Source organism: Sporosarcina sp. SG10008 (assembly GCF_044569405.1).
In the GTDB taxonomy this organism is placed as follows: domain Bacteria; phylum Bacillota; class Bacilli; order Bacillales_A; family Planococcaceae; genus Sporosarcina; species Sporosarcina psychrophila.
The window spans coordinates 2,158,726-2,184,920 of sequence record NZ_CP172607.1; the positions used below are offsets into that span (position 1 = coordinate 2,158,726).

The 26,195-nt window shown below is 39.5% G+C and carries 26 protein-coding genes and 1 riboswitch; of the genes, 7 read left to right on the forward strand and 19 right to left on the reverse strand.

What is annotated here, in order from left to right; all coding sequences use genetic code 11:
• Positions 1 to 32: 32 nt before the first annotated feature.
• From xerD to ACGLYD_RS10515, 4 genes are all read right to left on the reverse strand, one after another.
• Positions 33 to 932, reverse strand: a complete 900-nt coding sequence (xerD, locus tag ACGLYD_RS10500) for a site-specific tyrosine recombinase XerD (RefSeq protein WP_187047911.1) — start codon at positions 930 to 932, stop codon at positions 33 to 35.
• Positions 933 to 1,136: 204 nt separating this feature from the next.
• Positions 1,137 to 1,595, reverse strand: coding sequence for a Fur family transcriptional regulator (locus tag ACGLYD_RS10505; protein ID WP_067210494.1), 459 nt, complete (start codon positions 1,593 to 1,595; stop codon positions 1,137 to 1,139).
• 94 nt (positions 1,596 to 1,689) lie between these two features.
• Positions 1,690 to 2,205, reverse strand: coding sequence for a hypothetical protein (locus tag ACGLYD_RS10510; RefSeq protein WP_399632827.1), 516 nt, complete (start codon positions 2,203 to 2,205; stop codon positions 1,690 to 1,692).
• 369 nt (positions 2,206 to 2,574) lie between these two features.
• Positions 2,575 to 3,120, reverse strand: a complete 546-nt coding sequence (locus ACGLYD_RS10515; protein ID WP_067210499.1) for an NUDIX domain-containing protein — start codon at positions 3,118 to 3,120, stop codon at positions 2,575 to 2,577.
• A gap of 70 nt (positions 3,121 to 3,190) precedes the next feature.
• Here ACGLYD_RS10515 and ACGLYD_RS10520 point away from each other — a divergent pair, with 70 nt between their 5' ends.
• Complete coding sequence (locus ACGLYD_RS10520) at positions 3,191 to 4,093, forward strand: aldo/keto reductase (protein WP_399632830.1); 903 nt, start codon at positions 3,191 to 3,193, stop codon at positions 4,091 to 4,093.
• A gap of 285 nt (positions 4,094 to 4,378) precedes the next feature.
• Here ACGLYD_RS10520 and ACGLYD_RS10525 read toward each other — a convergent pair whose 3' ends face one another.
• From ACGLYD_RS10525 to ACGLYD_RS10550, 6 genes are all read right to left on the reverse strand, one after another.
• Entirely contained in the window at positions 4,379 to 5,068 is a 690-nt protein-coding gene (locus tag ACGLYD_RS10525) for an N-acetylmannosamine-6-phosphate 2-epimerase (RefSeq protein ID WP_067210503.1), read from the reverse strand.
• Positions 5,069 to 5,096: 28 nt separating this feature from the next.
• The gene (locus tag ACGLYD_RS10530; protein WP_399632831.1) at positions 5,097 to 6,083 is read right to left on the reverse strand and encodes an SGNH/GDSL hydrolase family protein; all 987 of its coding nucleotides are present in this window, start codon (positions 6,081 to 6,083) and stop codon (positions 5,097 to 5,099) included.
• 18 nt (positions 6,084 to 6,101) lie between these two features.
• The gene (locus ACGLYD_RS10535) at positions 6,102 to 7,019 is read right to left on the reverse strand and encodes a dihydrodipicolinate synthase family protein (protein ID WP_187045155.1); all 918 of its coding nucleotides are present in this window, start codon (positions 7,017 to 7,019) and stop codon (positions 6,102 to 6,104) included.
• A gap of 88 nt (positions 7,020 to 7,107) precedes the next feature.
• A complete protein-coding gene (locus ACGLYD_RS10540) occupies positions 7,108 to 7,989 on the reverse strand; it encodes a carbohydrate ABC transporter permease (RefSeq protein WP_399632834.1) in 882 nt (293 codons plus the stop codon).
• Positions 7,990 to 8,004: 15 nt separating this feature from the next.
• Complete coding sequence (locus ACGLYD_RS10545; protein WP_187047913.1) at positions 8,005 to 8,853, reverse strand: carbohydrate ABC transporter permease; 849 nt, start codon at positions 8,851 to 8,853, stop codon at positions 8,005 to 8,007.
• A gap of 115 nt (positions 8,854 to 8,968) precedes the next feature.
• Positions 8,969 to 10,342 (reverse strand): ABC transporter substrate-binding protein, encoded by a 1,374-nt coding sequence (locus ACGLYD_RS10550; protein ID WP_399632837.1) that lies wholly within the window; start codon positions 10,340 to 10,342, stop codon positions 8,969 to 8,971.
• 370 nt (positions 10,343 to 10,712) lie between these two features.
• Here ACGLYD_RS10550 and ACGLYD_RS10555 point away from each other — a divergent pair, with 370 nt between their 5' ends.
• The 3 genes from ACGLYD_RS10555 to ACGLYD_RS10565 all read left to right on the forward strand — a co-directional run bounded on the left by ACGLYD_RS10555 (position 10,713) and on the right by ACGLYD_RS10565 (position 13,724).
• A complete protein-coding gene (locus tag ACGLYD_RS10555) occupies positions 10,713 to 11,492 on the forward strand; it encodes a response regulator (protein WP_340763869.1) in 780 nt (259 codons plus the stop codon).
• A gap of 4 nt (positions 11,493 to 11,496) precedes the next feature.
• Positions 11,497 to 13,305 carry a sensor histidine kinase gene (locus ACGLYD_RS10560; protein ID WP_399632841.1) on the forward strand — a complete coding sequence of 603 codons (1,809 nt, stop codon included), beginning with the start codon at positions 11,497 to 11,499 and terminating at the stop codon, positions 13,303 to 13,305.
• Between the two features lie 140 nt (positions 13,306 to 13,445).
• Positions 13,446 to 13,724, forward strand: a complete 279-nt coding sequence (locus ACGLYD_RS10565) for a DNA primase (protein WP_338656303.1) — start codon at positions 13,446 to 13,448, stop codon at positions 13,722 to 13,724.
• Positions 13,725 to 13,811: 87 nt separating this feature from the next.
• Here ACGLYD_RS10565 and ACGLYD_RS10570 read toward each other — a convergent pair whose 3' ends face one another.
• Positions 13,812 to 15,026, reverse strand: coding sequence for a NupC/NupG family nucleoside CNT transporter (locus ACGLYD_RS10570; protein WP_187045160.1), 1,215 nt, complete (start codon positions 15,024 to 15,026; stop codon positions 13,812 to 13,814).
• 460 nt (positions 15,027 to 15,486) lie between these two features.
• On the opposite strand from ACGLYD_RS10570, the gene ACGLYD_RS10575 reads away from it, so the two are divergent.
• The gene (locus ACGLYD_RS10575; RefSeq protein ID WP_067210521.1) at positions 15,487 to 15,816 is read left to right on the forward strand and encodes a DUF3889 domain-containing protein; all 330 of its coding nucleotides are present in this window, start codon (positions 15,487 to 15,489) and stop codon (positions 15,814 to 15,816) included.
• Between the two features lie 247 nt (positions 15,817 to 16,063).
• Here the strand turns inward: ACGLYD_RS10575 and ACGLYD_RS10580 are convergent, their stop codons facing one another.
• The 4 genes from ACGLYD_RS10580 to ACGLYD_RS10595 all read right to left on the reverse strand — a co-directional run bounded on the left by ACGLYD_RS10580 (position 16,064) and on the right by ACGLYD_RS10595 (position 20,126).
• On the reverse strand, positions 16,064 to 16,879 hold the full coding sequence (locus ACGLYD_RS10580; protein ID WP_399632843.1) for a Cof-type HAD-IIB family hydrolase: 816 nt from the start codon (positions 16,877 to 16,879) through the stop codon (positions 16,064 to 16,066).
• A 312-nt stretch (positions 16,880 to 17,191) separates the two neighbouring features.
• Positions 17,192 to 17,926 carry a VWA domain-containing protein gene (locus ACGLYD_RS10585; RefSeq protein ID WP_399632846.1) on the reverse strand — a complete coding sequence of 245 codons (735 nt, stop codon included), beginning with the start codon at positions 17,924 to 17,926 and terminating at the stop codon, positions 17,192 to 17,194.
• A 329-nt stretch (positions 17,927 to 18,255) separates the two neighbouring features.
• Positions 18,256 to 19,491 carry a nucleobase:cation symporter-2 family protein gene (locus ACGLYD_RS10590; protein WP_067213980.1) on the reverse strand — a complete coding sequence of 412 codons (1,236 nt, stop codon included), beginning with the start codon at positions 19,489 to 19,491 and terminating at the stop codon, positions 18,256 to 18,258.
• 47 nt (positions 19,492 to 19,538) lie between these two features.
• A complete protein-coding gene (locus ACGLYD_RS10595; protein ID WP_067213979.1) occupies positions 19,539 to 20,126 on the reverse strand; it encodes a xanthine phosphoribosyltransferase in 588 nt (195 codons plus the stop codon).
• Positions 20,127 to 20,280: 154 nt separating this feature from the next.
• Positions 20,281 to 20,382, reverse strand: a riboswitch (purine riboswitch).
• A 151-nt stretch (positions 20,383 to 20,533) separates the two neighbouring features.
• On the opposite strand from ACGLYD_RS10595, the gene ACGLYD_RS10600 reads away from it, so the two are divergent.
• Both ACGLYD_RS10600 and ACGLYD_RS10605 read left to right on the forward strand, forming a co-directional pair.
• Positions 20,534 to 21,736, forward strand: a complete 1,203-nt coding sequence (locus tag ACGLYD_RS10600; protein WP_067213981.1) for an MFS transporter — start codon at positions 20,534 to 20,536, stop codon at positions 21,734 to 21,736.
• Positions 21,737 to 22,156: 420 nt separating this feature from the next.
• Positions 22,157 to 23,098, forward strand: a complete 942-nt coding sequence (locus ACGLYD_RS10605; protein WP_340742343.1) for a YsnF/AvaK domain-containing protein — start codon at positions 22,157 to 22,159, stop codon at positions 23,096 to 23,098.
• A gap of 145 nt (positions 23,099 to 23,243) precedes the next feature.
• Here the strand turns inward: ACGLYD_RS10605 and ACGLYD_RS10610 are convergent, their stop codons facing one another.
• The 4 genes from ACGLYD_RS10610 to ACGLYD_RS10625 form a co-directional block, all read right to left on the reverse strand.
• A complete protein-coding gene (locus ACGLYD_RS10610; protein WP_231885840.1) occupies positions 23,244 to 23,537 on the reverse strand; it encodes a VOC family protein in 294 nt (97 codons plus the stop codon).
• A gap of 132 nt (positions 23,538 to 23,669) precedes the next feature.
• Positions 23,670 to 24,425 carry an exodeoxyribonuclease III gene (locus ACGLYD_RS10615; protein WP_067210531.1) on the reverse strand — a complete coding sequence of 252 codons (756 nt, stop codon included), beginning with the start codon at positions 24,423 to 24,425 and terminating at the stop codon, positions 23,670 to 23,672.
• A gap of 129 nt (positions 24,426 to 24,554) precedes the next feature.
• Positions 24,555 to 24,752 (reverse strand): hypothetical protein, encoded by a 198-nt coding sequence (locus tag ACGLYD_RS10620; RefSeq protein WP_067210533.1) that lies wholly within the window; start codon positions 24,750 to 24,752, stop codon positions 24,555 to 24,557.
• A gap of 891 nt (positions 24,753 to 25,643) precedes the next feature.
• On the reverse strand, positions 25,644 to 26,045 hold the full coding sequence (locus tag ACGLYD_RS10625; protein WP_067210536.1) for a hypothetical protein: 402 nt from the start codon (positions 26,043 to 26,045) through the stop codon (positions 25,644 to 25,646).
• Positions 26,046 to 26,195: the final 150 nt, after the last annotated feature.

Sequence of the window (26,195 nt, forward strand, 5' to 3'; positions counted from 1 at the left end):
TCCTCCTTAAAAATAATCTTTCCTGTAGAATTCTATGCTCTTGGATGGAATTTCACATAGACCTCTTTCAACCTCGAACGGCTGACATGTGTATAAATTTGCGTAGTGGAAATATCGGCGTGTCCGAGCATTTCTTGTACTGCCCGCAGATCCGCCCCGTTTTCGATGAGGTGAGTAGCAAAAGTATGACGCAATATATGTGGCGTCAACTCTTTCTGTATACCCGCTTTTAGGGCATGTCCATTCAACAGTTTCCAACAACCCTGTCTAGTAAGTCTTGTTCCCCTCATGTTGACAAATAATGCATCGGCACCTTTTTGTTTTTCTATAAAAATTGGACGTGCTTCTTCGATATAACGCTTACACGCCGTAATTGATTTCCCCCCGAGAGGGATAATTCTTTCTTTCCCACCTTTACCGAATACACGGACAAACCCCATCGTGAGATGAATATCATTCATATTAAGTCCAATCAGTTCACTTACACGCATACCTGTCCCATACAAAATTTCGAGCAACGCAGTATCTCTGACACCCTGTGGCTTTGAACGATCTGGCGCCTCGATTAGTCTGTCTACTTCGTCCATTGACAAAACACGTGGTAATTTCTGCTCAAGTTTCGGCAGTTCCAAATGGACTGTTGGATCCTGGGTCGTGACCTTTTCCCGAAGAAGGAATTGATGAAATGAACGGATTGATGAAATATGTCTGGATATGGTCCTAGCCGATTTCCCGCCTTCTTTCAATCGATGTAAATGCCCCACTATAACAGGACGATCTACGTCATCCAATGATTCGTAACCTGCCTGTTCCATATAGTCTAGATATTCGGCAAGGTCACGCTTATATGAAATAATTGTATTTCCTGACAACTGCCGCTCCACTTGTAAAAAGTGCATGTAATCTTCAAGCGCAAAACGGATGTCTTTCATAACAAGCGGGAAACAGAAAAACCGTTTCCATTTGCCTTTAATTTGAACAAATCCCTTCCCCCCTTCGATTGTTACAGGTTTGAGTCCAAGACAAAAGTGCTGGAATCTGAACGTGGAATAGCTTTTCCTCAAGTTTTCTACAGACCTAAATTTTATAATTTCCTACCCAACGACAAAAGGGACAGCATTATGCCATCCCTCTTCTTACTTCTCACCTTCATCTACATCCGATTTACATCTTTTGCAAATACCGTGAAACGTTAACCAATGGTCCTTAATAGCGAATTCAAAGCGACTTTCAACAATCTTTTCGACATCTCCGAGAAGATCTTCTTGAATTTCATCCACTGTTCCACATTCGATACAAATAAGATGATGATGGAAATGGGCAGCACCTTCCTGCCGCAGATCATACCTCGATACACCGTCACCAAAATTGATTTTATCGACTACCTTAAGATCTGTCAGCAATTCCAACGTACGATACACGGTAGCAAGCCCGATTTCCGGTGCTTTCTCTTTGACTAGCAAAAATACATCTTCAGCACTCAGATGATCTTCCTCATGCTCAAGGAGGACCAAAACCGTCGCTTCGCGCTGAGGTGTCAGCTTGTAGCTGGCCCCATGCAATTGTTTTTTTATCCGATCGATTCGGCTCTCCATACGACGCCCCCCTCAAACTGTATCCATTATAACAAATGGGCTTTCCTTATGACAACAGAAAGGGAGCAGACAGATAATTAAAGACGAAAATATTCTACTTTAAAATGAATTGAAAGACGATAATTTCGATAGCAAGTATGGCAATCGAAATGCCGACAATCATCGGTAATGCGCGTGTATTAGGGCCTTTCCCCATCGTTGAACGCATAAAGTAAGGTGGACTTAGGATTGCGCAATACACTAAAAACAGAAAACAAATAAGAAACTGAAACGGAAACCACCAAATTGAATAAGCCATTATTTTCGTGCCTGAAGCTAGTAAATAGGAAGAAGACAATCCGAAAAGAACACATTTCACTGCTCCGAAAAGTAATACGGTGAATCTTGTTTTCCTAAACATCGCCAGTATAAACGCAATGATAAAAAAGAGTGCTGCCATACCCACAGGTTTTATATAACCTGCATCATGCCCTAGAACGACCCGAGCATCATAAAATGTAACTACCCTCTCTACCGCAGTTGTAGGCATCTCGCGAAATAAGAGCGCTCCACCGATAAAGCCAATTGCAAGAATGACAAATAAGTGGATGAACGATAAAGAACGGACCAAAGCTTCACCTCCGCATAGTTTATCCTGCATTAACGATGACAGACAAGCCGACTAGAAACACCACTTCCTGTGGCATCATCGGCATTAGTACGTCAAAAGAACCCCATTTAAGTTTTGGCGTAAGAATAAACGTAAATGGGGGTCAACTGTCCGTAAAAGCCCGATTGGTTCGGGCCAACGAGGAGGAATTGCAGTTCATTCCTCCCTGTCGGTCACTCAGAAGGGAGGGATTGAAATTCATCCCTCCTTTTTGCCATAGAACACGGCGTAATAAGTCTGAGTCCTGCCTCAATCCGCGGGGGGATAAGACTTCCCCCATCGATTGAAGTGTCACCTTATACAACATATGCTTGTCCGTGCAAAATTAGGTCACTTTGTTAAAAGGTTTTTGGCATAAAGAACAGCGAACGCAGTTTTTGCATCGAAAATTTCTCCTGACACAACCATTTCTTGCGCTTCTACGAGTGTCACTTCTAGTAGTCCAATGAATTCATCTTCATCTCCCGCTGCCGGGTTTTCGATTTTATATAGATCTTGTGCTAAATACATATGAATTACTTCATCTGCAAAACCAGGGGACGTTGCAAAGGACTGGATATAAGTAAATTCTTTCGCGCCGTATCCCGTTTCTTCTTCCAGTTCGCGGACCGCCGTCACTGCCGGTTCCTCTCCCGGATCAATTTTCCCCGCTGGAATTTCAATCAGCGTACGTTCCAGCGCTTTTCTATATTGTTCAACGAGTACAATTTTTCCATCAGCAGTAATCGGAATGATGGAAACTGCCCCCGGATGTTTGATCAATTCACGTGTCGCTTTCTTACCATCCGGAAGTTCCACTTCCTCAACACGCAGTGTGATAATTTTACCTTCATAAAGTGTTTCACCTGAAATTGTTTTTTCTTCATATTTATTCATCATTTCCGACTCCTTTTTATGGATAATAGTGTGACGTCATTGTACCATGAACAAAACAGGGGGTGCTTTCATGAAGAAAAGAGAATTGGGTAAAAGCGGTCTATACATTTCCGAAATCGGACTCGGATGTATGTCACTGCCAGATGATTTAACCGAATCGAAAAACATCGTCGACGCTGCGATTCACTCAGGCATCAATTACTTTGATACAGCCGATTTGTATAATAGCGGTAAAAATGAAGAACTCCTGGGGTCTTCGATAAAAGGAAGACGGAATGATATTATCCTTGCGACGAAAGCCGGCAATAAGATGAATCCGGATGGTGAAGGATGGACATGGGATTCTTCAAAAGAGCATATTATGGAGGCAGTCAAACGGAGTCTATTGCGCCTCGACACAGATTATATCGATGTCTACCAGCTTCATGGCGGGACAATGGAAGACAATGTGGAGGAGACAATTGATGCATTTGAAAGCTTAAAAAAAGATGGACTTATTCGTCAATATGGCATTTCTTCGATTCGTCCGAATGTTATTAATCGATTCTTGGATACTAGTTCAGCAGTCTCTGTAATGATGCAATATAACCTGCTTGACCGCAGACCAGAAGAATGGTTTCCAACGATCCACGAGGCCGGTGCCTCTGTTATTACGCGTGGGACCATAGCCAAAGGTTTTTTAACATCGGAAGGTTTATCAAGAACTGCAAAAGCGAATGGATTTGTCGAATATAATGCGAGTGAATTAACACAAACAGTCCAAGCGCTGAGTGAACAATCAGAAGACCTGCACGCGGCGGCAATTGCTTTCGCCCTTCATGATAAAACAGTAGCGTCAGCCCTCGTTGGTGCGCGCACAACTGAGCAATTGCTCGATTCAATCATCGCTTACGAGAAAAAAACGACTGACGAAGAAATCACTCAGTTAGGGCATATCGCAAAAATACACAATTACAAAGAGCATCGCGTTTGATTCTCTTCTGAAGGAACAAACAAACAATTAACTAAATACATTACTGCACCTCAGATTCAAGGCATTTCTTGCTGGAAAAGCGACCGTCCATCTGATTATGACCGGCATAGAGCTCGTTATGCTCGCCATAGACACACTTATGACCGGCATGAGACCTGTTATGCTCGCCATGGCTCCGATTATGACTGGCATCTGCCGTATTATCACCGCCACGGGTTACCTACACAAAAAGGAGCTATAAACCGCTATGGTTTTAGCTCCTTTTTACTGTTCAATTAACATCTCTCATTTAATAGCATCAACAAACCTTTTTGTAATATCCATAGGTCTTGTTATTGCTGTTCCAACAACAGCAGAGTAAGCCCCTAGTTCGAACACGCGCTTAAGTTGTTCTGGTGTCCAAATACCGCCTTCTGCGATAATCGGGATAGGAAAATCCTTCACTAGCCTCTCAATTAACTCCATATCCGGCAAACTTGTCCCTCGCGTATAGTCGGTATAGCCACTAAGTGTTGTTCCTAGGCAATCAAATCCTAATGCATAAGCTTCTTTCGCTTCTTCATACGTTGAGCAATCAGCCATGAATAGTTGATCACTATATTTTTCGCGAATAGTAGGGAAAACCTCGCTTATGAGTTTACCGTCCGGCCTGATTCTATTAGTTGCATCTAACGCAATAATGTTCACACCTTCTCGATAAAGTAAATCTATTTCTTTTAGAGTTGGTGTGATGAAAACATCAGATCCCTTGTAAACACTTTTAATGATGCCAATGATCGGCAATTCCACATTTTTTTTAATCTCTTTAATATCTTCAACGCTATTCGCTCTAATTCCTTTAGCCCCGCCCTTCATTGCGGAATATGCCATTTTCCCCATTATAAACGAACTGTGCATTGGTTCTTCTGGAAGTGCCTGACAAGAAACAATAAGTTCATGTTCTATAGCAGCAAAAATTTCCGCTTTAGTTTTCAGTTAAATACACCTCCATGTAGCCCTGCTTTCATTTAAAATATTCCTTAAATTCATTTGCAAAATTATGCCCCATCAGCTTATAGCCTTCTGCATTCGGATGAAGTTCGTCCGGTAGTAAGCCGGCGTAGTCTTCCCCCAGGATATCCAACCCGTTCACATAAAAAAGATGATAATCACCATTTCTTCTAAATATCTCTACAATTTCTTGTATTTGTTGTCTCATCTTAATAAGCGTAAAGCCGACTAGATTAGGGGTCCCCTCTCTAAATGCTCCATAAATAGGAGAACTTAAAACTATTGGAACTTTCGACTGTTTTTCACGAATAATTTTAATAAATCCAATGATAATCGCTTGAAATGTTCGTTCATTATAACTGTTTGCACCGTATATATTTATGCCCGCACAGAGGGAAATAAAGTCAACGGGCGTATCCCTAATCGTTCTAGCAATCATTGGTTCATACTGGCATTGCCCACTGAATCCCAGGCAAGTTAAATCCAAATCTAATTCGGCCGCGGTAATAACCGGCCATGTCTGTGAAGGGCTTTCTGCCGCCTGGCATTGAGTAATGGAACTCCCATAGGCCAGCCATTTCCTCCTTAAAGAAGGGTAAGCGTTCCAATTCGCTTCTTCAGCAATATAAACATTCCTTACGGCCATTTTTTGTCGTTGCGATAAATAAATTTCAACAACTTTATTACTTGCTAAAAGACCATCCACTGTAAAAGACGTATCCTTAGATCTAACTATTATCGTTTTCACTAATTCCCTATCAATCACGACATCGAATTCTACTTCAACTTCAGATGCTGCAAATTCCACTTTAATCGTTGGGGAGTTTGTTTCAAACGTTATTCGAACGCCGGCAGGTATCTCTGCTGTTCGGTTAAGTTGATTTGGCGTATAAAAATCTTTATCTTCATGAAAAATTCTCCAAGGACTAATAAGCCCTCCACTTTTTTCAAGTGATATAGCGCCCAAAATCGTTTCTGAATTCAATACAATTGGTTTCATTTATCCACCGCCAACATTTTAATTTTGAGTCTGATAGTTCATTATTACTTCGTCAATCCTAGTCTTAATACCTTCAACTTTCTCAATATCGTCTCCAGATACCGGCTCTAATGGGCCTCTAACGCTACCAATATTTACGCCCTTTAGTTTATAGATTTCTTTAATAACGGAATACATTGAACCATTCAATGAACATAATGCCATAATGATATCATTAATGTCATGTTGAATTTTCCGCGCTTCTGAGAAATCCCCGGCTGATACAAACTCTTCCGCTTTTAGGAACAACTCTGGCATCACACCATAAGTTCCGCCAATCCCGCTATCCGCACCAATTAACCTTCCGGATACATATTGCTCATCTGGGCCATTAAAAACAATAAAGTCGTCATGTGCTGCCGCTTTAAATCTTTCAATATCCATGACTGGCATCGAAGAGTTTTTCACACCAATTAGCTTGTCGTTCTGTAATAACTTCTTGAGTAAGTTAATGGAAAGATTGTATCCGGTCGTTTGAGGGATGTTATAAATAATAAACGGCAGGTCCGTTGAATCCATAATTTCCGTCCAGTACTTTTCAATTGCACTTTCAGGCAGTTGAAAATAAATTGGCGGTATAGCAGACAACGCATCATACCCTAATTCTTCCGCGTACTTCGCTAATTCAACGCTTTCTTTTGTTGATGGTGCTCCAACATGGGCAATCAACGTAAGTTGCCCTTTCAGGCTTTCGGCAACATATTTCAATGTCGCCTTTCTCTCCTCAAGATTTTGATAAATACACTCCCCCGAACTGCCACCAACGTAGAGACCTTGTACTCCTTTTTCATAAAGATGAATCGCTAACGCTTTAATTCTCTCTGGTGATATTTCTCCTGCTTCATCATAACAAGCATAGAATGCTGGAATAATTCCTTTATACTTATCAAGTAACATATTCTTTTCTCCCCTCTTGACTATCTATGTATACTGAGCGAAGGCGCTCTACAAGAGGCAGCCTTTCGCAGAGCGACGAAGCGGGTGTTTATTTGACTGAGCCCATCGTAATTCCTTGTGTAAAGGACTTTTGGAACAATGTGAATATGACGATCATCGGTACAGATGCAAGTGCTGCTCCAGCCATCATGACCCCATAATCAGTCTTATGCTCACCCTGCATCGTAGCAATACCTAGTGGTAGGGTCATCATTTCCGTCGAACGAGTGATAACAAGTTGGCTGAAATAATCGTTCCAACTTAACATGAATGTAAAGATTGCCAAAGCACCTAGAGCTGGTTTTAGCATCGGAATAACAATATGCCAAAACGTACGAATTTCACCACAGCCATCTATTTTAGCAGCTTCCAAAAGTTCATTGGGTATCGTTTGAGAAAACTGTTTCATAAGGAATACACCGAATGGCCAGCCGATTGCCGGAATGATTAACCCTTTATATGTATCTACCCAACCGAAATCCGCTAGCATTGTGAACAATGGAACAAGAATAACTTGTTTAGGTAGTGCCATTGCAGCAATAAGTACAATAAAGATCAGCTTGCGCCCAGGAAATACTTTTTTGGCAAGAACAAAGCCCGCTGTAGCGCTTACAAAACAGACAGCAATCATTTCACTACTTGCAATAAAGAAACTATTAAATGTCCAGCGCCAAACCGGATTACTAAATAGTGTTACCCAGTTATCCAATATTGGTTTTAGTGGAAACCATTCTGGTGGTATCGTTATCGCAACAACTTGAGCTTTGAATGCCCCCGTGATAATCCAATAAAACGGAAAAACAAAGAATAGTGCAGAGAGAATCAGTAATAGTGTAGCTATTATTTTGAATGCGCTTAATTCACGAAACCATTTTTTATTACTAGATCGATTAAACTTTTTCTTCATGTTTAACTGGGATTGTGCTTTCACGACGTTTCCCTCCCCCTAATACTCAACATCATTGCCTAAGTATTTAAATTGAATGATAGAAATCACTCCAATGACTAAAGCTAAAATGACCCCCATTGCAGAAGCTAAGCCAAAATTACCAAGTAGGAATGCTTGTTGATATACGCCATACATCACGGTCGATGTACTATAAATTGGACCTCCAGAGGTTAGCAATTGGATGAGAGCGAAACACTGAAACGAATTAATTGTCGTAATGACAATCACATATAAACTTGTCGGCATCAGTAATGGCCATATAATTTTCCGGAAAATTTGCCACGGTGTAGCTCGATCAATCTGGGCTGCTTCAATATACGTAGTCGGAATGTTACCGAGTGAAGCAACGTACAGAATAATTGGCTGTCCAACGGAAGTCGTGATTAATATAACTGTAATCGCCATCAAAGCTGTTTTAGGATCTCCCAGCCAGGAGACCGGCTCTATTCCAAAAAAACTAGTAATATAATTAAGAATTCCAAAGTTAGGATGATAGATCCAACCCCATACGACAGTAACACTCACCACTGAGGTTACAGCAGGTAGATAGAATATCCCCCTACAAAATGATCTTATAAATTCACTTTTCTTATAGATGGACATCGCTACAAAAATAGAAAAACCAATAACGATAGGAACAGCAACTGCAACAAGTACAATTGTATTAATCATAGATTTATGGAACGTTTTATCATGATAAAGAGTTACATAATTATCCCATCCAATAAATTCAAAACTCGTAATGTTGTAATCGAAAAAACTCATGTATATTCCTCGCAGCATGGGATACACAACGAAAATGAGGAAAAATGTTAACGCAGGTAATAAAAACAAATAACTCATCATCCAATCACGTAATTTGTTTTTGTTTGGTTTACGAATGGTAGCTAACAATTGTTTCACCCCAATCTAATTCTTTATGGAAAGGAGCAGCGAATAAATAATGCTGCTCCTCTTCACTTTATTTATTCGCTGCTTTCGCTTTCTCAATCGCGGCATTGGACTTCTCCGCAAATTCATCTAATGCTTCTTTAGCTGATTTCGTTTCAAGGATTGCTTCTTGCAGTGCTGGGAACCAGAAAGTACGCACTTCTGCATAGCCGTCTGCAATCGTTGGTGGATCTGTTATGAATTTACGTGCCAGCTCTGAATACTCATACTCAGACCCTTCATATAGGCCTGTAACTGAGTTCCGCGCTGACAAACCTCCTGTTTGAATCAAGTTTTTCTCGCCCCATTCAGAATCGTTCACGATGAAGTCAACTAATTTTTTTGCTGCTTCAGCTTTTTTATCGTCATCATTATTAAAGACTGCTAGACCACCAAGAAATGGTTCAAGCTTCGGATCGGATCCATCCGGTGTTGGATAAGGAAGTAAAACATCCTCAAAGTCCTCTGTTTTATTTGGAGCAAAAAGTGATTTAAGTACAGCAGAATAGTTAATAGCAAATGCCATTTTACCTTGCAAGAATAAATCATTATGATCCCCAGCATCTAATGAAGCAGCTCCCGGTGCCACCAGTCCATCTCTTGAAGCTTGAACAACCCATTCAAGCCCTTTAATCCCGCTTTCTGAGTTAATCGCAACAGCGCTATAATCTTCATTCAAAAACCGACTAGTTCCTAGATTAGTAATATATCCTCGTGTCCCTTGGTCTCCCGCAACGCTTTTTGCATAGAAACCAGATGGAATGATACCCGGAGCCTTTTCTTTAACTGCATGTAACGCTTTCTCATACTCCGCTACAGTCCATGTCCGATCTGGTCGATCTAATGGTAGCAAATCAAGTTCGCCAATGTCCTCAAATAAAGTCTTGTTGACAGCCATCATGAATGGCCCTGTATTGAATGGATACATATAAACCTGATCTCCAACCATCGATTGTTTCATTAACGCTGGAGATATATCATTTTTCACATCGTCAGGCATCATGTCATTTAGTGGTGCAAGTAACCCTTTCTTACCCCAATCAATGATGCGCCCTGGAGCATCGTATATCATATCTGGTGCTGTGTTCGTAGCGATTGCTACATTCAGCTTTTCAGGCCCACCTTCAAAAGTAAGCATCTCTAACTTCACTTTAATGTCTGGATTTTTTTCATTGAATGCGGCAATAATTTCTTTCTCATACTTACCTACTTCTCCATCTAATGCTTGGAAGTTCGGGAAATTCCACCACGTTATTTCCACCTGTTTTTCGTTACTTGGATTTTTGTCTGTGTCTTTGCCACCTTCGCTTTCCTCGGCTGTATCTTGACTACAAGCGGTCAAAAATAGTGATAATACAAGAGCCATTACAACTAACAAGACAGAAACCTTTTTCGAACCTCGCATAATATCTCCCCCCTCCTTGTATTTCCGGAAATAGTGGTGAAGCGCTTTCATTTCCTGTTTTAAGCATAAAGTCAATAACCAGACATGACAATCCCATGAACTTTACATTCATAGCCCTATTCTGACATAAATGCTCCACACCCCTTAAAATTATTTTATAATTCCAACTCCAATACACTGCCATTAAAGATTAATCTCCACAAAATGTTTGAATCTTCTCCCAATTCCTTGTTGGGGAAACTTTTTTTATCGTGTACACTTAAAATAGATTCACAAAATGGCTGTTTAAGTAAGTAATAGAAATTTAGAGGTCATTTAACACATTCCTAAAAAACAACAACTACTATCAAATTATTTTTGGGGGAATACGATGTATAAATTGATGATTGTTGAGGATGAACCTCTCATACGTTCTGGATTAAAACAGTACTTCGATTGGAAAGAGCTAGGGGTCCATACAATTATTGAGGCGGAAAACGGGAAAGACGGAGTGGATAGAGCTTTAATCGAGCTCCCCCACTTGGTGATTACAGACATTCGTATGCCTGTAATGGATGGACTTGAAATGATTGGACAGCTCCGATCAAAACTGCCCGATACCCTTTTTATTATTTTGACTGGCCACAATGAATTCGAGTACGCGCAAAAAGCCATTCATTATGGCGGTGTATATGATTATTTACTAAAACCATTGCAATACGAAAAAAGTTTTTCAGTTATTGTAAATTGCTTAGAAAAAATACGCCTAAAGCAACTTATGCCACAATCTTTCGAACGGCTGACAGATCCAGGTACAAATCAAGGGGTTGGAATTGCGCCTGAAGAAGGCCTTCAACTTTTCGAAAAAATAGAGTCCTATATCAAACTGCATTTGGATCAAGAATTAACACTCAATATGGTTGCCGAACATTTCTTTTATCATCCTTCTTATTTAAGTCGGCTATTCAAAACAAAATTAAATAAAAACTACATGACTTTTGTAAGCGAAATAAGAATTAATTATGCGCTACAATGCCTGAAGGTGTCGCAACATTCCATCGCCGACGTGGCAAGTTTATGTGGGTATAAAAGTTATAAACATTTCGTAAAAGTATTTAAAAGTGTTACCCAAATGACACCAACAGAATATAGAAAACAGTTAAGGCTATGATATTATGAACCAATTGAAGCGCTTCTTACCATTTTTCCAATTTAAACATGTGAATCATCAAATTTTTGTCCTTATGATTTTGACGATTACCATCCCGCTGCTGATTTTATCCGTAATGATTTACATGTTTTCAAATCAATCAGCTAAAAAAGAGTATCAAAATAGTTCGAATCTCATTCTTAATAATCTATCTTTTAATTTCGATCAATATTTGCAGAGCATCGAGATGGGGGCGCTTACTGCACAGATGGACAGTAAACTACAAAATGCGCTTGAAAATTGGCAAGGAGATGACTCAGAACGAGACTATGTTCAAATTTTAGAATACGAAAATGCGATTGAACATTTTATCAGTACAATTGAAATAACAATTGAGAATATCGATAGCGTCCAAATTTATATAGGTGACCATGTATTTTATTCGACACTAAAAAAATCCGTTTACGATGTGAGTAACTTAACAAACGAAGAATGGTATAAACAAACCATTGAGCAAAAAGGTAGAATCGTCTTATTTGGTACTCACCAACCATTTAATAGGGTAAATTCCAATGAATCAGTAATATCAATCGCAAGGGTAATTAATAAAAATGGAAGCAGACAACCGTTAGGTGTTTTGCTTATTGATATCCGTTTAGATTCATTACGTAACATTCTAAATTTATCAGAAAATCATAATCGGAATTTCGTTATTTTGGATGCTCTTGGCAGTGTTATTTACGCTTCTGACCTAGATCAAATCGACTCCAATATGACATTTAAACCCGCTATCCAGCCTTTCCTTTCCGATTCAAATAAGGAATCTGGGAATTTTTACGCACCGGTAGACGGGGTTAATTCATTTTTCAATTTTGTCACTTCTCCCTACTCAGACTGGACAGTTATTCAATATATAGAAGAACAGGAAATGACTAAGCATGCGGAAATGCTTCGCAAAGTTATTTTAGGGTTAGCTTTCTTTTCGATTGGTATGGCGATGTTATTTATGGTGATCTTATACATACGTGTAACTGAACCAATTATCTTTTTAAGTAGGCAGGTGAAAATAATCGGTCGCGGAAAATTCGATGTTAACTTGACTAGCAAACGTCAGGATGAATTTGGCGGACTTTATCAGGGAATTAGCAAAATGGTCACGGACATACAAGATTACATTGAACGGTCCTCTGTGTTAAAAGCTCAACAAAAGCTAGCACATTACCGCGCGCTAAAAAGTCAAATCAATCCGCACTTTTTAGCTAACGCACTTGAATCGATTCAAATGAAAGCGGTGTTAAACAAACAACGGGATATTGCTGAAATGATTGGGGTACTCGGACAGTTATTTCGAATTAATATCCAAAGTGGGAAAGAAACAATCACATTGGAAGAAGAATTGACCCACATTCGCCTGTATATCCAAGTACAACAAATGCGATTCGGAGATAAAATTCAGTACGTCGAAAACTTAGCTCCAACTAGTGAATCTATACGACTTTTGCATTTCTCCCTTCAGCCCCTTGTCGAAAATGGTATTGTCCATGGGTTAGAGCGTAAATATGGAGCTGGAATACTTGAAGTTTCATCTATTTTTTCCGGCCAGGATATGCTAATAACGGTGAGTGACAATGGGGTCGGTATTGATGAAGAACAGCTACAATACTTGAAAAATCGCCTTGCACAATCCTCCAGTACATTAACCGAAGAACATATCGGGCTTAAAAATGTCCATGATCAAATACGGTACTATTTTGGTGATCAATATGGCATTGAGATTGATAGCTCGCTCGGAGTAGGCACGACGGTAACCATACGAATTCCAGCAAGAACATGAAGTTACTAGTTAGGAAACAGGACTCTAATTACTATGCTTCTTTCACCTATCTGAAAAATCTAAATGATTCACACGATAAAATGTGGGTATTACAAGAACATGCACCATTCATCTTAGACATACTCTTGGAGGAGATTTAAATGGATTTAAAACTTAAAGGCGAAAAGAAATGGTTAAAGCTAGGAGCGGCAACATTGCTCTCAGTCGGAATGCTTGCTGCATGTGGCGATGGGGATGACGACGATGTTGACGTGGATGTTAACGAACCTGTAGAAGATGTCAACCCTGAGGATGGAACAAATACGGATGTAGATTTAGATACTGATGATGAAACAGATAAAGATGTTGAGGTTGATGACGATGGCGTCGTTGATGATAAGAAAGATGACGACCATATCGAAGATGGCAGCGACGGTTAATTAGATAATCTGCTGTAGCACTTAAACCAAAAAGGACTGGATGGCATCGTAGCCGTCCAGTCCTTTTTGGAATTCAAATTTTCATTTTCAAATGAACATCCCTGCAATAGCGGCACTCAATAACGAGGCTAACATCCCAGCTGCCACCGCACGAACACCCAGTCTTGCAATGTCAGGACGTCGACTTGGTGCAAGAGAACCTAATCCGCCAAGAAGAATTGCCAGTGAACTTAAGTTCGCAAAGCCACAAAGTGCAAAGCTCACGACGATGACTGTTTTAGGGCTGAGTGATGCAATTTCAGGTGCGAATGATGCATACGCGACAAACTCATTCAACACAAGTTTTTGACCAATGAATCCACCTGCTGTTACTGCCTCTGACCAAGGAACACCGATGGCGAATGCGAGGGGTGCAAATAGAATGCCGAGAATCCCCTCAACGGTCAACGATTCAAAGCCAAACACCCATTTACCGATTCCGCCTAACATGCCATTCATCATAGCGATAAGCGCAATGAACGCCAATAGCATGGCACCGACATTCAAGGCAAGTTTTAATCCATCTCCTGCCCCACGTGCTGCTGCATCAATAACGTTCACAGATTCCTGATCCTTACCCATCTCAAAATCTTCAACTTCTGACTTCTCCGTTTCCGGTATAAATATTTTCGCCATAATCAATCCTGCAGGTGCAGCCATGAAGCTTGCTGCAATTAAATACTCAAGTGGAACACCCAGGAGTGCATAACCCGCGAGAACAGAACCAGCAATAGATGCAAGTCCTCCTGTCATGACTGCAAAAAGCTCTGACTTCGTCATGTTTGCCAAAAAAGGTCGGATGACAAGTGGAGCTTCCGTCTGTCCGACGAATATATTCGCGGCCGCAGAAACCGATTCTGCTTTACTCGTGCCAAGCAGTTTCGATAATGCGCCTCCGATCAGTTTGATAACCACCTGCATAATTCCAAGATAATATAGCACGGAAATCAAGGAAGAAAAGAAAATGATGATCGTCAACACTTGGAATGCAAAGACGAAACCGAATCCTTCAACGTCCGCTACCGGACCGAAAAGAAATGCAACCCCTTCGCCAGCGTAGTCAATGACATTTTGCACGAGTCCAGAAAACCATATTAATCCAGCTCTCCCCGCCTCCCATTTCAAGACGACGAATGCAAATGTCACTTGGATGATTAAACCAACAACGATAGTCCGGTAATTAATCGATTTCTTTCCATTAGATAAAAGAAATGCAATTCCTAATACCACAACTATCCCTAAAAGCCCCCACAATAAATTCAACTAGTACACCTCTTCATATGGAAGTTTTCCATTTATAATTTTGTTACTAATACGCCAATTCGCACTATGGAAAGCTCATTTTCGTTGTCTGACGTCATACAACTAAATGAGTTTAGCAAACGAAATGACATAAGTAAATAAATTGTGCGGAAAATAGGAAAAACTATGTTTTCCAAATGATTCAGCAGTTAGTATTCCACATTTATCCGAAATTACTCGTCGTTTTTTGAATACGCTCACATTTTAAGACAACAAAAAAAGACTACCCTTTAAGTCAATACAGCTGACCTATAAGAAAGTCTTAGTACAATCATCTTCTATATCCTGTTACCAATGTCTATTTTTACGAAGAAAAGAAATAACTGTAATCAAAAAAATGGATTAAACGATGGTAAGCAGTTGGTCTTAGAATGACTTTCAAAAAATTACCCATCCTATAAAAAAGGAGATGTCATCAATTATGAGAAAAACATTTATTGCACTTGGAATTATTATTACAGTTAATTCAGCACCAACATATATCCCAACCATTGCTCATACACCACCAGAAATTCCAGCTTACGCTAAGTGGGGTAAACTCGCTATAAAAGAAACACAATCAAAATATCCCAATGCAACTATTATTGACTACCTTCATGAAGGAAGCGAATCTAGAAAGGATTCAACAATTGAAAAGTTTAAGCTATGGTTAAAAGATGGTGACCACGAATTCGGCGTTTTTGTAAGAATTGAGTATACTACCGAAACTGAAAAAGTAGTTACTATTGAATTTGAAGAAACTTCTAGGTAAAACTTCACAGTCGTGGCCATTTTTTTCGGAATTTGATAATCCCCATTTTTCAAGGGATATTATTTTTAAATCCAAATAATCAAGAGGCTTAATTAAATGGAAAAACTATGCCCTTACCTAAATTACTGAGACAATATAAAACACCTACGTAATTGACACACTTATTAAAAGTGCATCTATCGTAGGCGTTTTTTCATTAAGTAGCCCTATTCAACTATTTTCAACACCAAAGGAAGTTACCTCACCATCATTCTATCATTGCTCCCAAAGGCTCTAAAACAAATTTTTCGATTGCATGGAGCACTCCTTCTTCATTGTTCGTCAGTGAGATATAATCCGCAAGGTCTTTCAATTCCTGGACCCCGTTACCCATCGCGATACCTAAACCAGCCGTCTTAATCAGTTCAATATCATTGTGATTGTCGCCTATAGCGATAATTTCTGTACGATCGATACCAAGATTACTCGCTAGGTGCAATAAAGCACTTCCTTTGTTAGCTTCCGGATGCGTCACTTCAAGATAGTTTACTAAAGACTTGGCGATATGTGCACTCCCTCCAAACAATGCCCGCAATTCATCCTGTAAGGTTGCAAGGTAGGCAGGCTCTTCGATAAAGAGTGCTTTCGTAAATCCTAGTTTCGCAAGTTTGCCAAGATCCGGTTCTATTTTATACGGGACCTTCGATTTTTTGGAGTACTCAATAATCTTGTCATTTTCTGATGCAGCATAAAGAATATCATCTTGATAAACTTGCAAATGTATTTTTTTATCACGAGCAATCTCAACTAGTTTTTGTGCCATGTTAGGAGGAATAAGTCGTTCATACATCACTTCATCGTCATCAATGCTTTTAATGATTGCACCCTGATACGTAATAACTGGTACATTGATGCCAAGTTGCTGTGCAAATAATTTCGCAGATGGAAACATACGCCCTGTCGCAATCGTGACAACTGTTCCTAATTCCACCGCTTTTTGAATAGCCTCGATTGTTCTTGGCGTAATCAGTAATTCATCCGTAAGTAATGTCCCATCAAGGTCAATCGCAATTAGTTTATACATGGAATTCCCCCTTTACTTAATGCTATCTAGTTATCGTCGCATGTTGTGACTTACACTGTCTAGTGAAGATACTTTTCATCTCGCAATAATTGCATGTTAAAATCGAGAGGTGGAAAATAAAATAGTTATGTCACTAACTTACAGGCGTTTTTTTGTGGCTACCTCGAGTCACGATACGTCAACATTATTTCATTGAAATTCTCTAATTGATGTTCGTTGATATTTTACTATACCCACTCCATTCACCAACAGTTCCTGTTGCGTGATTGTATTCTCCCCTATAATTCTAGTATTCTTAATAGATGTAATTTATCAGCTTAGCATCCCCTTGGCTTTCACTTGAAGTAACCAGTCTGGAAACTCTGTAAGCAACTTATCATACAGCTCTTCATCGGAAACCTTTGCAACATTACTGATTTTAAAGAAATCTGCATTGTCTACATACCTGTCTTTAAGGTCGTCTAACTTTTGCAAGAAAGCAAATTTTTCTTTACCAATCCCAACAAACTGCCAGAAAATAGGTTGATTTGCGCTTTCACGCACAATCCGTGTTGCCTCACTTTTATCAGAGTTATTCCCATCCGTTATAAAGAGTACAAAAGTAGGATGTTCAGGCTTAATAGGAATTTCTATTGCTTTCTTACTGAATAAACCACCAAACAAACTTTTCTTAGCAGGTTCTTGATTCCCACTCAGTGCAATTCCATATTTACTCACTATCAATTCCATAACTGGAGCATATTTCGTTCCACCACTTACAGTCATTTTAGTGTCCTTTACAAATGTTGCATGGTTCGCTTCTGTTGCTGTACCAACAAAATTTGCACCGTTATTGAACTGAAATACATCAATTTCTTTATTAGCGTCCATGTTCATACCAATGGCTAGTAAACGCTCTATAATCTGCTGTACAGTCCCATTCTTATATAGTGAACTCATTGAGCCTGATTGATCGATTGCTAATATGATTTCTGCTTTAACACCAGTTAGTTTCTTCTTCTCTAATACAATACCTACTTTTTTAGTTAAATCTATTAAGTTTGTCATTTAATCATGCTCCTTATCTTTTTTAATATTTAATTTATGCCACACAAAATTATTATTTTCTCATTAAAAAATCTGAAGTCGTAAAAAGTACCAACATCTAAATATTCTCATTAATCCATCAACAATTACAACTGATTGTACCATAAGTTTATGGATAGCAAGATGGTGTCCCTGATTAACTTCCGCTTTTCAAGAAATAAATGTAGTTGTTTGTTTTCTTATTAACTTCTCTCAGATGCATTATTTTTCACACAAAAAATGTCGCTCCTTAATCTAAATGATTAAGGAGCGACATACATCATAGTCCATATCAAAACATGTGGACTATTTTATTCAGTTTTAAATTTCTTCTTACGTGAAGGCAACATATTAAAGAGTATATTCAACACAATCGCAGTGACACTTCCCGCGACAATACCGTTACTCGTTAATATTTTAAGATCTGAAGGGAATTGTGCAAAGAGTTCAGGTACGACTGTCACACCAAGTCCTATCCCGATTGCGCAAGCAATGATCATAGAATTCTCTTGAGAATCAGTAATAATTTTGCTTAACATTTTAATTCCTTGGGAAACGACCATTCCGAACATTGCGATCATCGCGCCACCTAAAACAGCATTTGGAATAATTGTTGTGAAAGCTGCGATTTTTGGAACAAAACCGAGCGTAACCAACATAATACCCGCGATTAAAATAATTTTTCGTGATCTGACACCTGACATTTGAATTAAACCGACATTTTGTGAAAACGTCGTATACGGAAATGCATTGAAAATACCGCCTAGTAAGACGGCGATCCCTTCCGCACGATACCCTTTTTCAAGATCTTTTCTCTTTATATCGCGCTCACAAATATCACCTAGCGCAAAGTAAACGCCTGTTGATTCAACAAGGGATACCATTGCCACTAAGATCATTATAAAGATAGCCGACCATTCGAAAGTCGGCATACCGAAGTAGAAAGGCTCAACCATATGGAAATAGGCTGCATCCCGAACGGCCGAGAAGTCAACTTTCCCCATAAACGTAGCAACAACAGTCCCGACAACCAAGCCGAGTAAGATGGAAATAGCCCGCATAAAACCAGTGGAAAACTTGAAGACTAGGAGGATAAAAAGCAACGTTCCGAAAGACAATGCAATATTCGACAATGAACCGAAATCACTTGCACCTTGTCCCCCACCCATATTGTTAATAGCCACAGGAATTAACGTAATACCGATAATCGTAACGACAGAACCTGTTACAACTGGAGGGAAAAATCGTACAAGCATACCGAAGAAACGGCTAATAACAATGACGAAAAGTCCCGATACGATAATTGCCCCATAAATAGCGGAAATTCCAGACTCGGTGCCAATCGCAATCATCGGTCCTACCGCTGTAAACGAACAGCCTAATACAACGGGCAATCCGATTCCGAAGAAACGGTTATTCATAATTTGTAAAATCGTTGCAATCCCACACATTAAAATGTCGATGGAAACAAGATAAGTCAGTTGTGTAGAAGTTAGGCCCAGTGCATTACCGACGATTAATGGTACGAGGACCGCCCCCGCATACATCGCCAAAACATGTTGGAGCCCTAAAGCAGTTGACTTAAGTGGATTGCTCACTTGGAAGTTTCCTCCTCAATAAATGTCACTTGCCCATTTTCGAGTGAAGCAATATTCGCAAGTGACTCTACACGGATGCCGCGTTCACGGATGAGCGCCCCGCCAGGTTGGAAACCTTTTTCGATAACAATACCAACGCCTGCCAACTTCGCTCCAGCTTGCTCAATGATATCTAGCAACCCAAGTACAGCTTGTCCGTTTGCAAGGAAGTCATCGATGAGTAAGACTGTATCTTGTGCAGTAATGAAATCTTTTGAAACGGAAATATCATTTGTTTCGTTTTTTGTGAATGAATGGACACTCGCCGTATACAAATGGTCCACTAACGTTAGTGATTTCCTTTTACGTGCAAAAATTACCGGTACCCCTAGTATCAAGCCCGCCATCATTGATGGAGCAATACCCGACGATTCAATCGTTAGAATTTTTGTTATTCCCGCATCTTTAAATCGTGTTGCAAATTCTTCCCCAACCGCCTGCATAAGAGGTGGATCGATTTGATGATTCAAAAATGAATCTACTTTTAGCACCTGATTCGATAATACTTTACCGTCTTTTACAATTTTATCTTTTAACAATTTCATTTTATTTTTCCTCCTTCTTGTTTTCACAATCAAGAGCCACAAAAATAAGCCCTATGACCATGCATCCAATCAAACCATGAGAGGAGCAATGTCATTCAGGCTTATTTGCTGAATGGAAAAGAAAGAGACATACCCAATTAAATGAGTACGACTTTTTCAATTCGTTGCTTCTCATAGTCGATTTATTTACGGTAAATCGGTAGATACTTGCGGGCCATATTCCCGCTATTATATGAGCGAATGCTATTAGAATGTTATTAGTATAGCACGGGAATTTCAGATTTCAACATCCTCAAAAGTTAAATAATGATTCATTCAATTCAATGAACGTACTATGTGCGGTGAATGTGTTATTGTAGATGAAATAAGTAGACTTTGGGGGCATTATCTTGACCAATCCACATTCCATGAATACAAATAAAAAATTAAAATTCACACGAAATACATGGTTTCTTCTTATCGGAATCATTTTCATCGCGTCCACACTTCGGTCGCCTTTAACATCTGTCGGACCATTAATCTCTTCCATTAGAGACAGTTTGGCCATTTCAAATGTATTAGCGGGATTCCTAACGACCATTCCTCTGCTCGCTTTTGCACTTATTTCACCGTTCGCTCCGAAAATTGCACGTCGCTTCGGAATGGAACTGACATTATTCGTATCACTCATTTTATTGACAGCAGGTATTATTACTCGTTCTCTAGGCACAACACCTAATTTGCTCATTGGCACTTTCCTAATAGGACTTGCCATTGCATTTGGAAATGTCTTATTACCAGGTCTAATAAAACTCAACTTTCCACTGCATATGGGTCTCATTACCGGTATTTATTCGGTCTCTATGAATTTATCCGCAGCCATTGCGGTTGGCGTCAGTGCACCACTTTCTCATAATACACAGTTTGGATGGAGAGGCGCATTAGGAGTTTGGGCGCTACTAGCATTTATCGCTCTACTCGTCTGGCTCCCGCAACTTAAAAACAAGAAATCACCAAATTCATTGGATGTTCATTTGGAAAAGGCCAAATCACCCTCTTTATGGCGTTCTCCATTGGCTTGGAGTGTTACCTTCTTTATGGGGTTCCAATCTTTGATATTTTATACAACTTCCGCATGGATGCCTGAGGTGTTAAAAACGCAAGGAATAAGTCCAGATAGTGCTGGATGGATGGTTTCCCTCTTGCAATTTGCGCAATTACCAATGACTTTCATCGTTCCGATTCTAGCAGGAAAAGTAAAAGATCAGCGCTGGATTGTAGCGGGTGTCGCACTATTATACCTCTTGGGCTATGGCGGTATCATGGCAGGCACAACTGCACTTGTTCCACTCTTTATGATTTTGATTGGAATTGCAGGTGGCGCAGCATTTGGACTTTCAATGATGTTCTTCTCATTACGCACACGGACACCACATGAAGCTGCAGATCTATCAGGTATGGCACAGTCCTTCGGCTATTTACTTGCGGCGGTTGGACCAGTACTCTTCGGATTATTACACGATTTCACATCAGGTTGGACAGTGCCGATGCTGATTATTATCATTGCATCTTTAATTGTCCTCCTATCAGGCTTGAAAGCAGGGAAAAACACCTTCGTTACTCCAGAGTAGGTGCTTAGAAATCTTCTACTACCAAAAAAGTGCTGTAAACCAATATTGGTTTACAGCCTTTTTCAAGTTATCATTTTTTTACTCGGCTACAACATCCGTTTTGACCTTCTCCTCTTTATTCTACTGGGCTATCAAAAGAACCTCTCTATCAAAATAGCAGTTAATACTAACCCAACTATAAATCAAATACAGACAACTCCCCTAGAGTTCTTGCCGTTTCTACGAGGCAAATTGATAAAGTTCTCTTTCATTCTTTTCATTTTTGCATCAGTTGCTACTAATCAAATGGGTTCAACAGGTAATCGTTAACGTGAATTCAATATGCTTCAGCAGCAAATTGCGGATAGGTTTTATTATTTGAAAGCTGGGTATTTTAAAGACTAGCACTAACACTATAAAAATCTTAGGAGGCAATTTGAAATGGCTGACAAAAAGTTTGTAGGTACATTCCATAATGAAACCCAAGTCTTGAATAAGATTGATGAGTTAAAAGCGCAAGGTTATACTGAAAACGATATTTATATTGTGACGAATGATGCAGATACATTATCGATTATCCGAGGAGAAACTGATGTGGATCTCCGATCGCCTGAAGGTAACTGGATGGACAAGTTCATCGCTTTCCTGAGCGGAGATGAACCCGTCAAAGGTGCATTCACTAACATGGGATTCACCGACGAAGAATCCAACCGTTATTTCAATGAAGTCAAAGCTGGCGGAATTCTTCTATACGTGGACCAGGAATACGGTAATCTCTATGGAAATCAAGGAACGGAATATCAAGCAGGTTATACAGATCCTAATATCGGCTCAAATCTTGTTGTTGATGATTATGATAATCCCAATCTAGCAATGAACAGCCAAGGGTTAGGGTTAGGAACAGATGCAGAACAGGAAGAACAGGAAGAACATCTAAGATTGCACGAAGAGAAGCTCAATGTCGACAAAGAACGCTATCAGGCGGGTGAAGTGAACGTCAGTAAGCACATTGTCGAAGAGACACAAACGGTAGAAGTGCCCGTCACACGTGAAGAAGTGTACATTGAACGACGCGCAGTAACTGAAGAGACTGCTGCCGGAGAAGTGTTTGATGATGGTGAAAATATTCATATACCTGTTATGGAAGAGCGGGTTGAAGTGACAAAACGTCCTGTCGTTAGTGAAGAAATCGTCGTTGGCAAACGTGAAGTTCATGATACAGAAACGGTTAACGAAACCGTGCGCCGTGAAGAAGCGGATATCGACCGGACCGATGCAGTACTAGATGAACGTGATGGGACGGCCATACATTCATTGGATACAAATCCATTTGAGCGGAATGAATTAAATAATGATTCTTTAATCGACCGGAAACGATTTTAATAATTAAGAAAACCGTAAGGCGCCTGGAGTCTAGACACTGCTCCAGATTGAAAAACAGATATTTTCTTATTCCTTTAAAAAGGAGCTTGCTTAAGTAGATGATCTACTAAAGCAAGCTCCTTTTCGTTTTCCGGATTGACTTCCATCACTTTTTTGGTTTGTTCAATTGACAGGTGACGCCGAATTTATCCCCTACCCAACCAAACTTGTCACTGACCGGCGTTTCAGAAAGCAGCATCAGGACTCGTCCATCCTGTGATAGCTGTTCAAAAAGCCGACCAATTTCCGCTGCCGCGTCACATGCCACAAACAATGAAGTGGAAGGAGTGAATGTGAATTCTTGGTTGATAGAACTGTCGATGCACATGAACGCCTGTCCTTTTATTGTGAATGTGGCGTGCATAATCATGTCGTTTTCTTGATGGACTACATTTAGAATTTCCGATTCATCAAAATAGCTGTGTAAAAATTCATGGCATTTTGTGCATTTCCTTCAATCATAAGCAAAGATAAGCAACGTCGTTATTTTTGGTCGGTAGTCCCTATAAGTTATTTCCCCTAACATCTTTATTTATAAATCAATTTCTAAAACAATCGGACAATGGTCGCTGCCGAGTATATGTGGATGGATGGTAGCATCTTTCAATAGAGATTCCAATTGTTTGGAGGCTATGAAATAATCAATCCGCCATCCAATATTCCGCTCCCTAACCTTACTCATGTACGACCACCAAGTATATGCTCCTTCTAGATTTGGATTGAAATACCGATACGTATCGATGAATCCTTCCCCTAATAGCTCCGTCATCTTTCCGCGTTCCTCACTGGTGAAGCCCGAATTACCGATGTTCGATTTCACATTTCGTACATCTATTTCCTGATGCGCGACATTCAAATCACCACATAGAATGACTGGTTTCATATCATTCAGTTTCTTTAAGTAGTCACGCATGTCGTTTTCCCATTCCAAGCGAAATGGCAATCGTGCCAAATCCCGCTGCGAGTTTGGCGTATAGACGTTTACTAAATAAAACTGCGCGAACTCAAGCGTAAGAATCCGTCCCTCTTCTTGAGCATCTAAATCGCCTACACCGTATTTCACAGTCAATGGTTTTTCTTTCGTGAATACAGCCGTACCTGAATAGCCCTTTTTTAGTGCGTAATTCCAATATTGATGATAACCATCCAACTGTAAATCAATTTGACCTTCTTGCAGTTTTATCTCCTGTACACAGAAGATGTCTGCATCCACCGTTTCAAAGTATTCTAAGAAACCTTTACTAACACATGCCCTTAATCCATTGACGTTCCATGATACTAATTTCATATAGATTGACTCCTTTGATTAACCTCTGCGAATTCTCTTTCCATTCTTACTATAGCACAAAAGAACATACGTTCAATTTTTCACCTATTAAAAACGAAAATTCTGCTACAGCTAGCCTAGTTGGTTCATTCATCGCCAAAAAATTCCGATTAGAACGATTGCTCCTAATAGAAATTTGCCAATCTGCCCGATTTGTTCCGAGGTGATAAATGGTTTTGGCACAAGAAATTCCATTTCCTTGATTTCATTCTCCAAATGATCTATTTTGGCTTTCAGCGCTATCATTTCTTTGTCCAGATTGGTTTCCCATTCATCTTGTCCATTCATATGTATTCCTCCCATTTTTTGATTTAACTTACTATACGTTACTTACTCAAATTGGTTTCATTTTTTCATTAATAAACAAATCTCAACGGCTTTGTTCGGGATCTATAAACCTCGTTTATTGAACTCCCCTATGTTCTCTAGTATCTCGCTATGGACACTAATATTCCATGTTATAAAGAAGATAAGACATACTACATATCACGTCTGTTGATTAACCAAAGTAACCAGTGAATAACATGATTAACTACTAGGCGCTACGTGTAAAGTTGACTTTGGATTGCTTTGGATATAAAGACTTCTATACGATTATCGAGATGTCTAGAAATGTAGTGATGCGATTTTGTCGCATCACTACATTTCTTTCCCGATAATCGTATGGTGGTCCTTCATCCATCGCGCTACAAATGCATAAGTATACGAAGTGCTAAAACTTTTTGAGACGAAAGAATAGAGGGGCATCTACCTGGATAAAAGCCGCCAAAGATGCAATTTTGGCGGCTGATGCATTCTATATGGTTTTTTCTTTTTTAAGTAAAGAAGTGTCACTTTCTATAAGGTATCACATGATTAGGAGCATACTCTTTGCTAAAAGTAAGCAAGGAACGCATTTTACAACGTACTAGAGTGCCCGAAATTGCATCTTCGGGCACCTACACCCCCTATAGAAAGTCATCTATTCTTTTCTTTCCAGGCAACTGCATTATTCACTTAAATATTGTAGGAACGCGACAGGCAACTATTCGCAACAGGATTAACGAAAATAGTGTGGCTAGAAGTGACGGAGTCACTTCTAGCCACACATGCCTCTCGATAAATGTGTCGTGAATATTTCGCCGAAAGCGGACCGGAAATGATCCCGTGAAAATGGATTTCCCCAACCCCTACTCACCATTATATTTTGTAAATAAATGGATAACAAAAAGACATGCCTACATATAATTGTACGAACCATTTAAAGGTTTTTCTTTGTCTTGCAGCTGATTGAAATATGTATGCAAATAATCCGATAAATAACGAGATTATAATCAAATCGGATTGCCATATACGCTCTGCTGAATTAACAGGAATCATTACCTCTTGTAAGATTTGTATAGTGTTATCATCATTAATTTGTATATTATATTTTTCTTTGTTGAAAAAACCTTCTTCAATCGTTATGAAAGATGCACTTTCATCTAAATTATAATGATAGCCAATCAAATTAAAATTAGTTAGTATTGTGAACGATAACAATAGCATCATCACAGGTATAAAAATGAACCCAAGTGGCATCTTTTCATCAGGCTTTAACATAATTATTCCTCCCGTAATTATCGTTTGTTATTCTATTTTATTCACAATAGTTGTGGGAATACCTCTTTAATTTGGAAAATAATTCGCAATACGAAAAATGCCTGTACTGAACACAACTTCAAATTGTGTTTAGCACAGGCAAGGAAGCAT

Coding starts and splice junctions, on each gene's coding strand:
- ACGLYD_RS10520 (WP_399632830.1), top strand. CDS start 3,191: ATGAAGAAAAGAGAATTGGGTAAAAGCGGTCTATACATTTCCGAAATC.
- ACGLYD_RS10535 (WP_187045155.1), bottom strand. CDS start 7,019: ATGTTACTTGATAAGTATAAAGGAATTATTCCAGCATTCTATGCTTGT.
- ACGLYD_RS10560 (WP_399632841.1), top strand. CDS start 11,497: ATGAACCAATTGAAGCGCTTCTTACCATTTTTCCAATTTAAACATGTG.
- ACGLYD_RS10550 (WP_399632837.1), bottom strand. CDS start 10,342: ATGCGAGGTTCGAAAAAGGTTTCTGTCTTGTTAGTTGTAATGGCTCTT.
- ACGLYD_RS10575 (WP_067210521.1), top strand. CDS start 15,487: ATGAGAAAAACATTTATTGCACTTGGAATTATTATTACAGTTAATTCA.
- ACGLYD_RS10605 (WP_340742343.1), top strand. CDS start 22,157: ATGGCTGACAAAAAGTTTGTAGGTACATTCCATAATGAAACCCAAGTC.
- ACGLYD_RS10600 (WP_067213981.1), top strand. CDS start 20,534: ATGAATACAAATAAAAAATTAAAATTCACACGAAATACATGGTTTCTT.
- ACGLYD_RS10615 (WP_067210531.1), bottom strand. CDS start 24,425: ATGAAATTAGTATCATGGAACGTCAATGGATTAAGGGCATGTGTTAGT.
- ACGLYD_RS10595 (WP_067213979.1), bottom strand. CDS start 20,126: ATGAAATTGTTAAAAGATAAAATTGTAAAAGACGGTAAAGTATTATCG.
- ACGLYD_RS10515 (WP_067210499.1), bottom strand. CDS start 3,120: ATGAATAAATATGAAGAAAAAACAATTTCAGGTGAAACACTTTATGAA.
- xerD (WP_187047911.1), bottom strand. CDS start 932: ATGAAAGACATCCGTTTTGCGCTTGAAGATTACATGCACTTTTTACAA.
- ACGLYD_RS10555 (WP_340763869.1), top strand. CDS start 10,713: ATGTATAAATTGATGATTGTTGAGGATGAACCTCTCATACGTTCTGGA.
- ACGLYD_RS10545 (WP_187047913.1), bottom strand. CDS start 8,853: ATGATGAGTTATTTGTTTTTATTACCTGCGTTAACATTTTTCCTCATT.
- ACGLYD_RS10505 (WP_067210494.1), bottom strand. CDS start 1,595: ATGGAGAGCCGAATCGATCGGATAAAAAAACAATTGCATGGGGCCAGC.
- ACGLYD_RS10590 (WP_067213980.1), bottom strand. CDS start 19,491: ATGTATGCGGGGGCGGTCCTCGTACCATTAATCGTCGGTAATGCACTG.
- ACGLYD_RS10620 (WP_067210533.1), bottom strand. CDS start 24,752: ATGAATGGACAAGATGAATGGGAAACCAATCTGGACAAAGAAATGATA.
- ACGLYD_RS10565 (WP_338656303.1), top strand. CDS start 13,446: ATGGATTTAAAACTTAAAGGCGAAAAGAAATGGTTAAAGCTAGGAGCG.
- ACGLYD_RS10625 (WP_067210536.1), bottom strand. CDS start 26,045: ATGTTAAAGCCTGATGAAAAGATGCCACTTGGGTTCATTTTTATACCT.
- ACGLYD_RS10585 (WP_399632846.1), bottom strand. CDS start 17,926: ATGACAAACTTAATAGATTTAACTAAAAAAGTAGGTATTGTATTAGAG.
- ACGLYD_RS10530 (WP_399632831.1), bottom strand. CDS start 6,083: ATGAAACCAATTGTATTGAATTCAGAAACGATTTTGGGCGCTATATCA.
- ACGLYD_RS10580 (WP_399632843.1), bottom strand. CDS start 16,879: ATGTATAAACTAATTGCGATTGACCTTGATGGGACATTACTTACGGAT.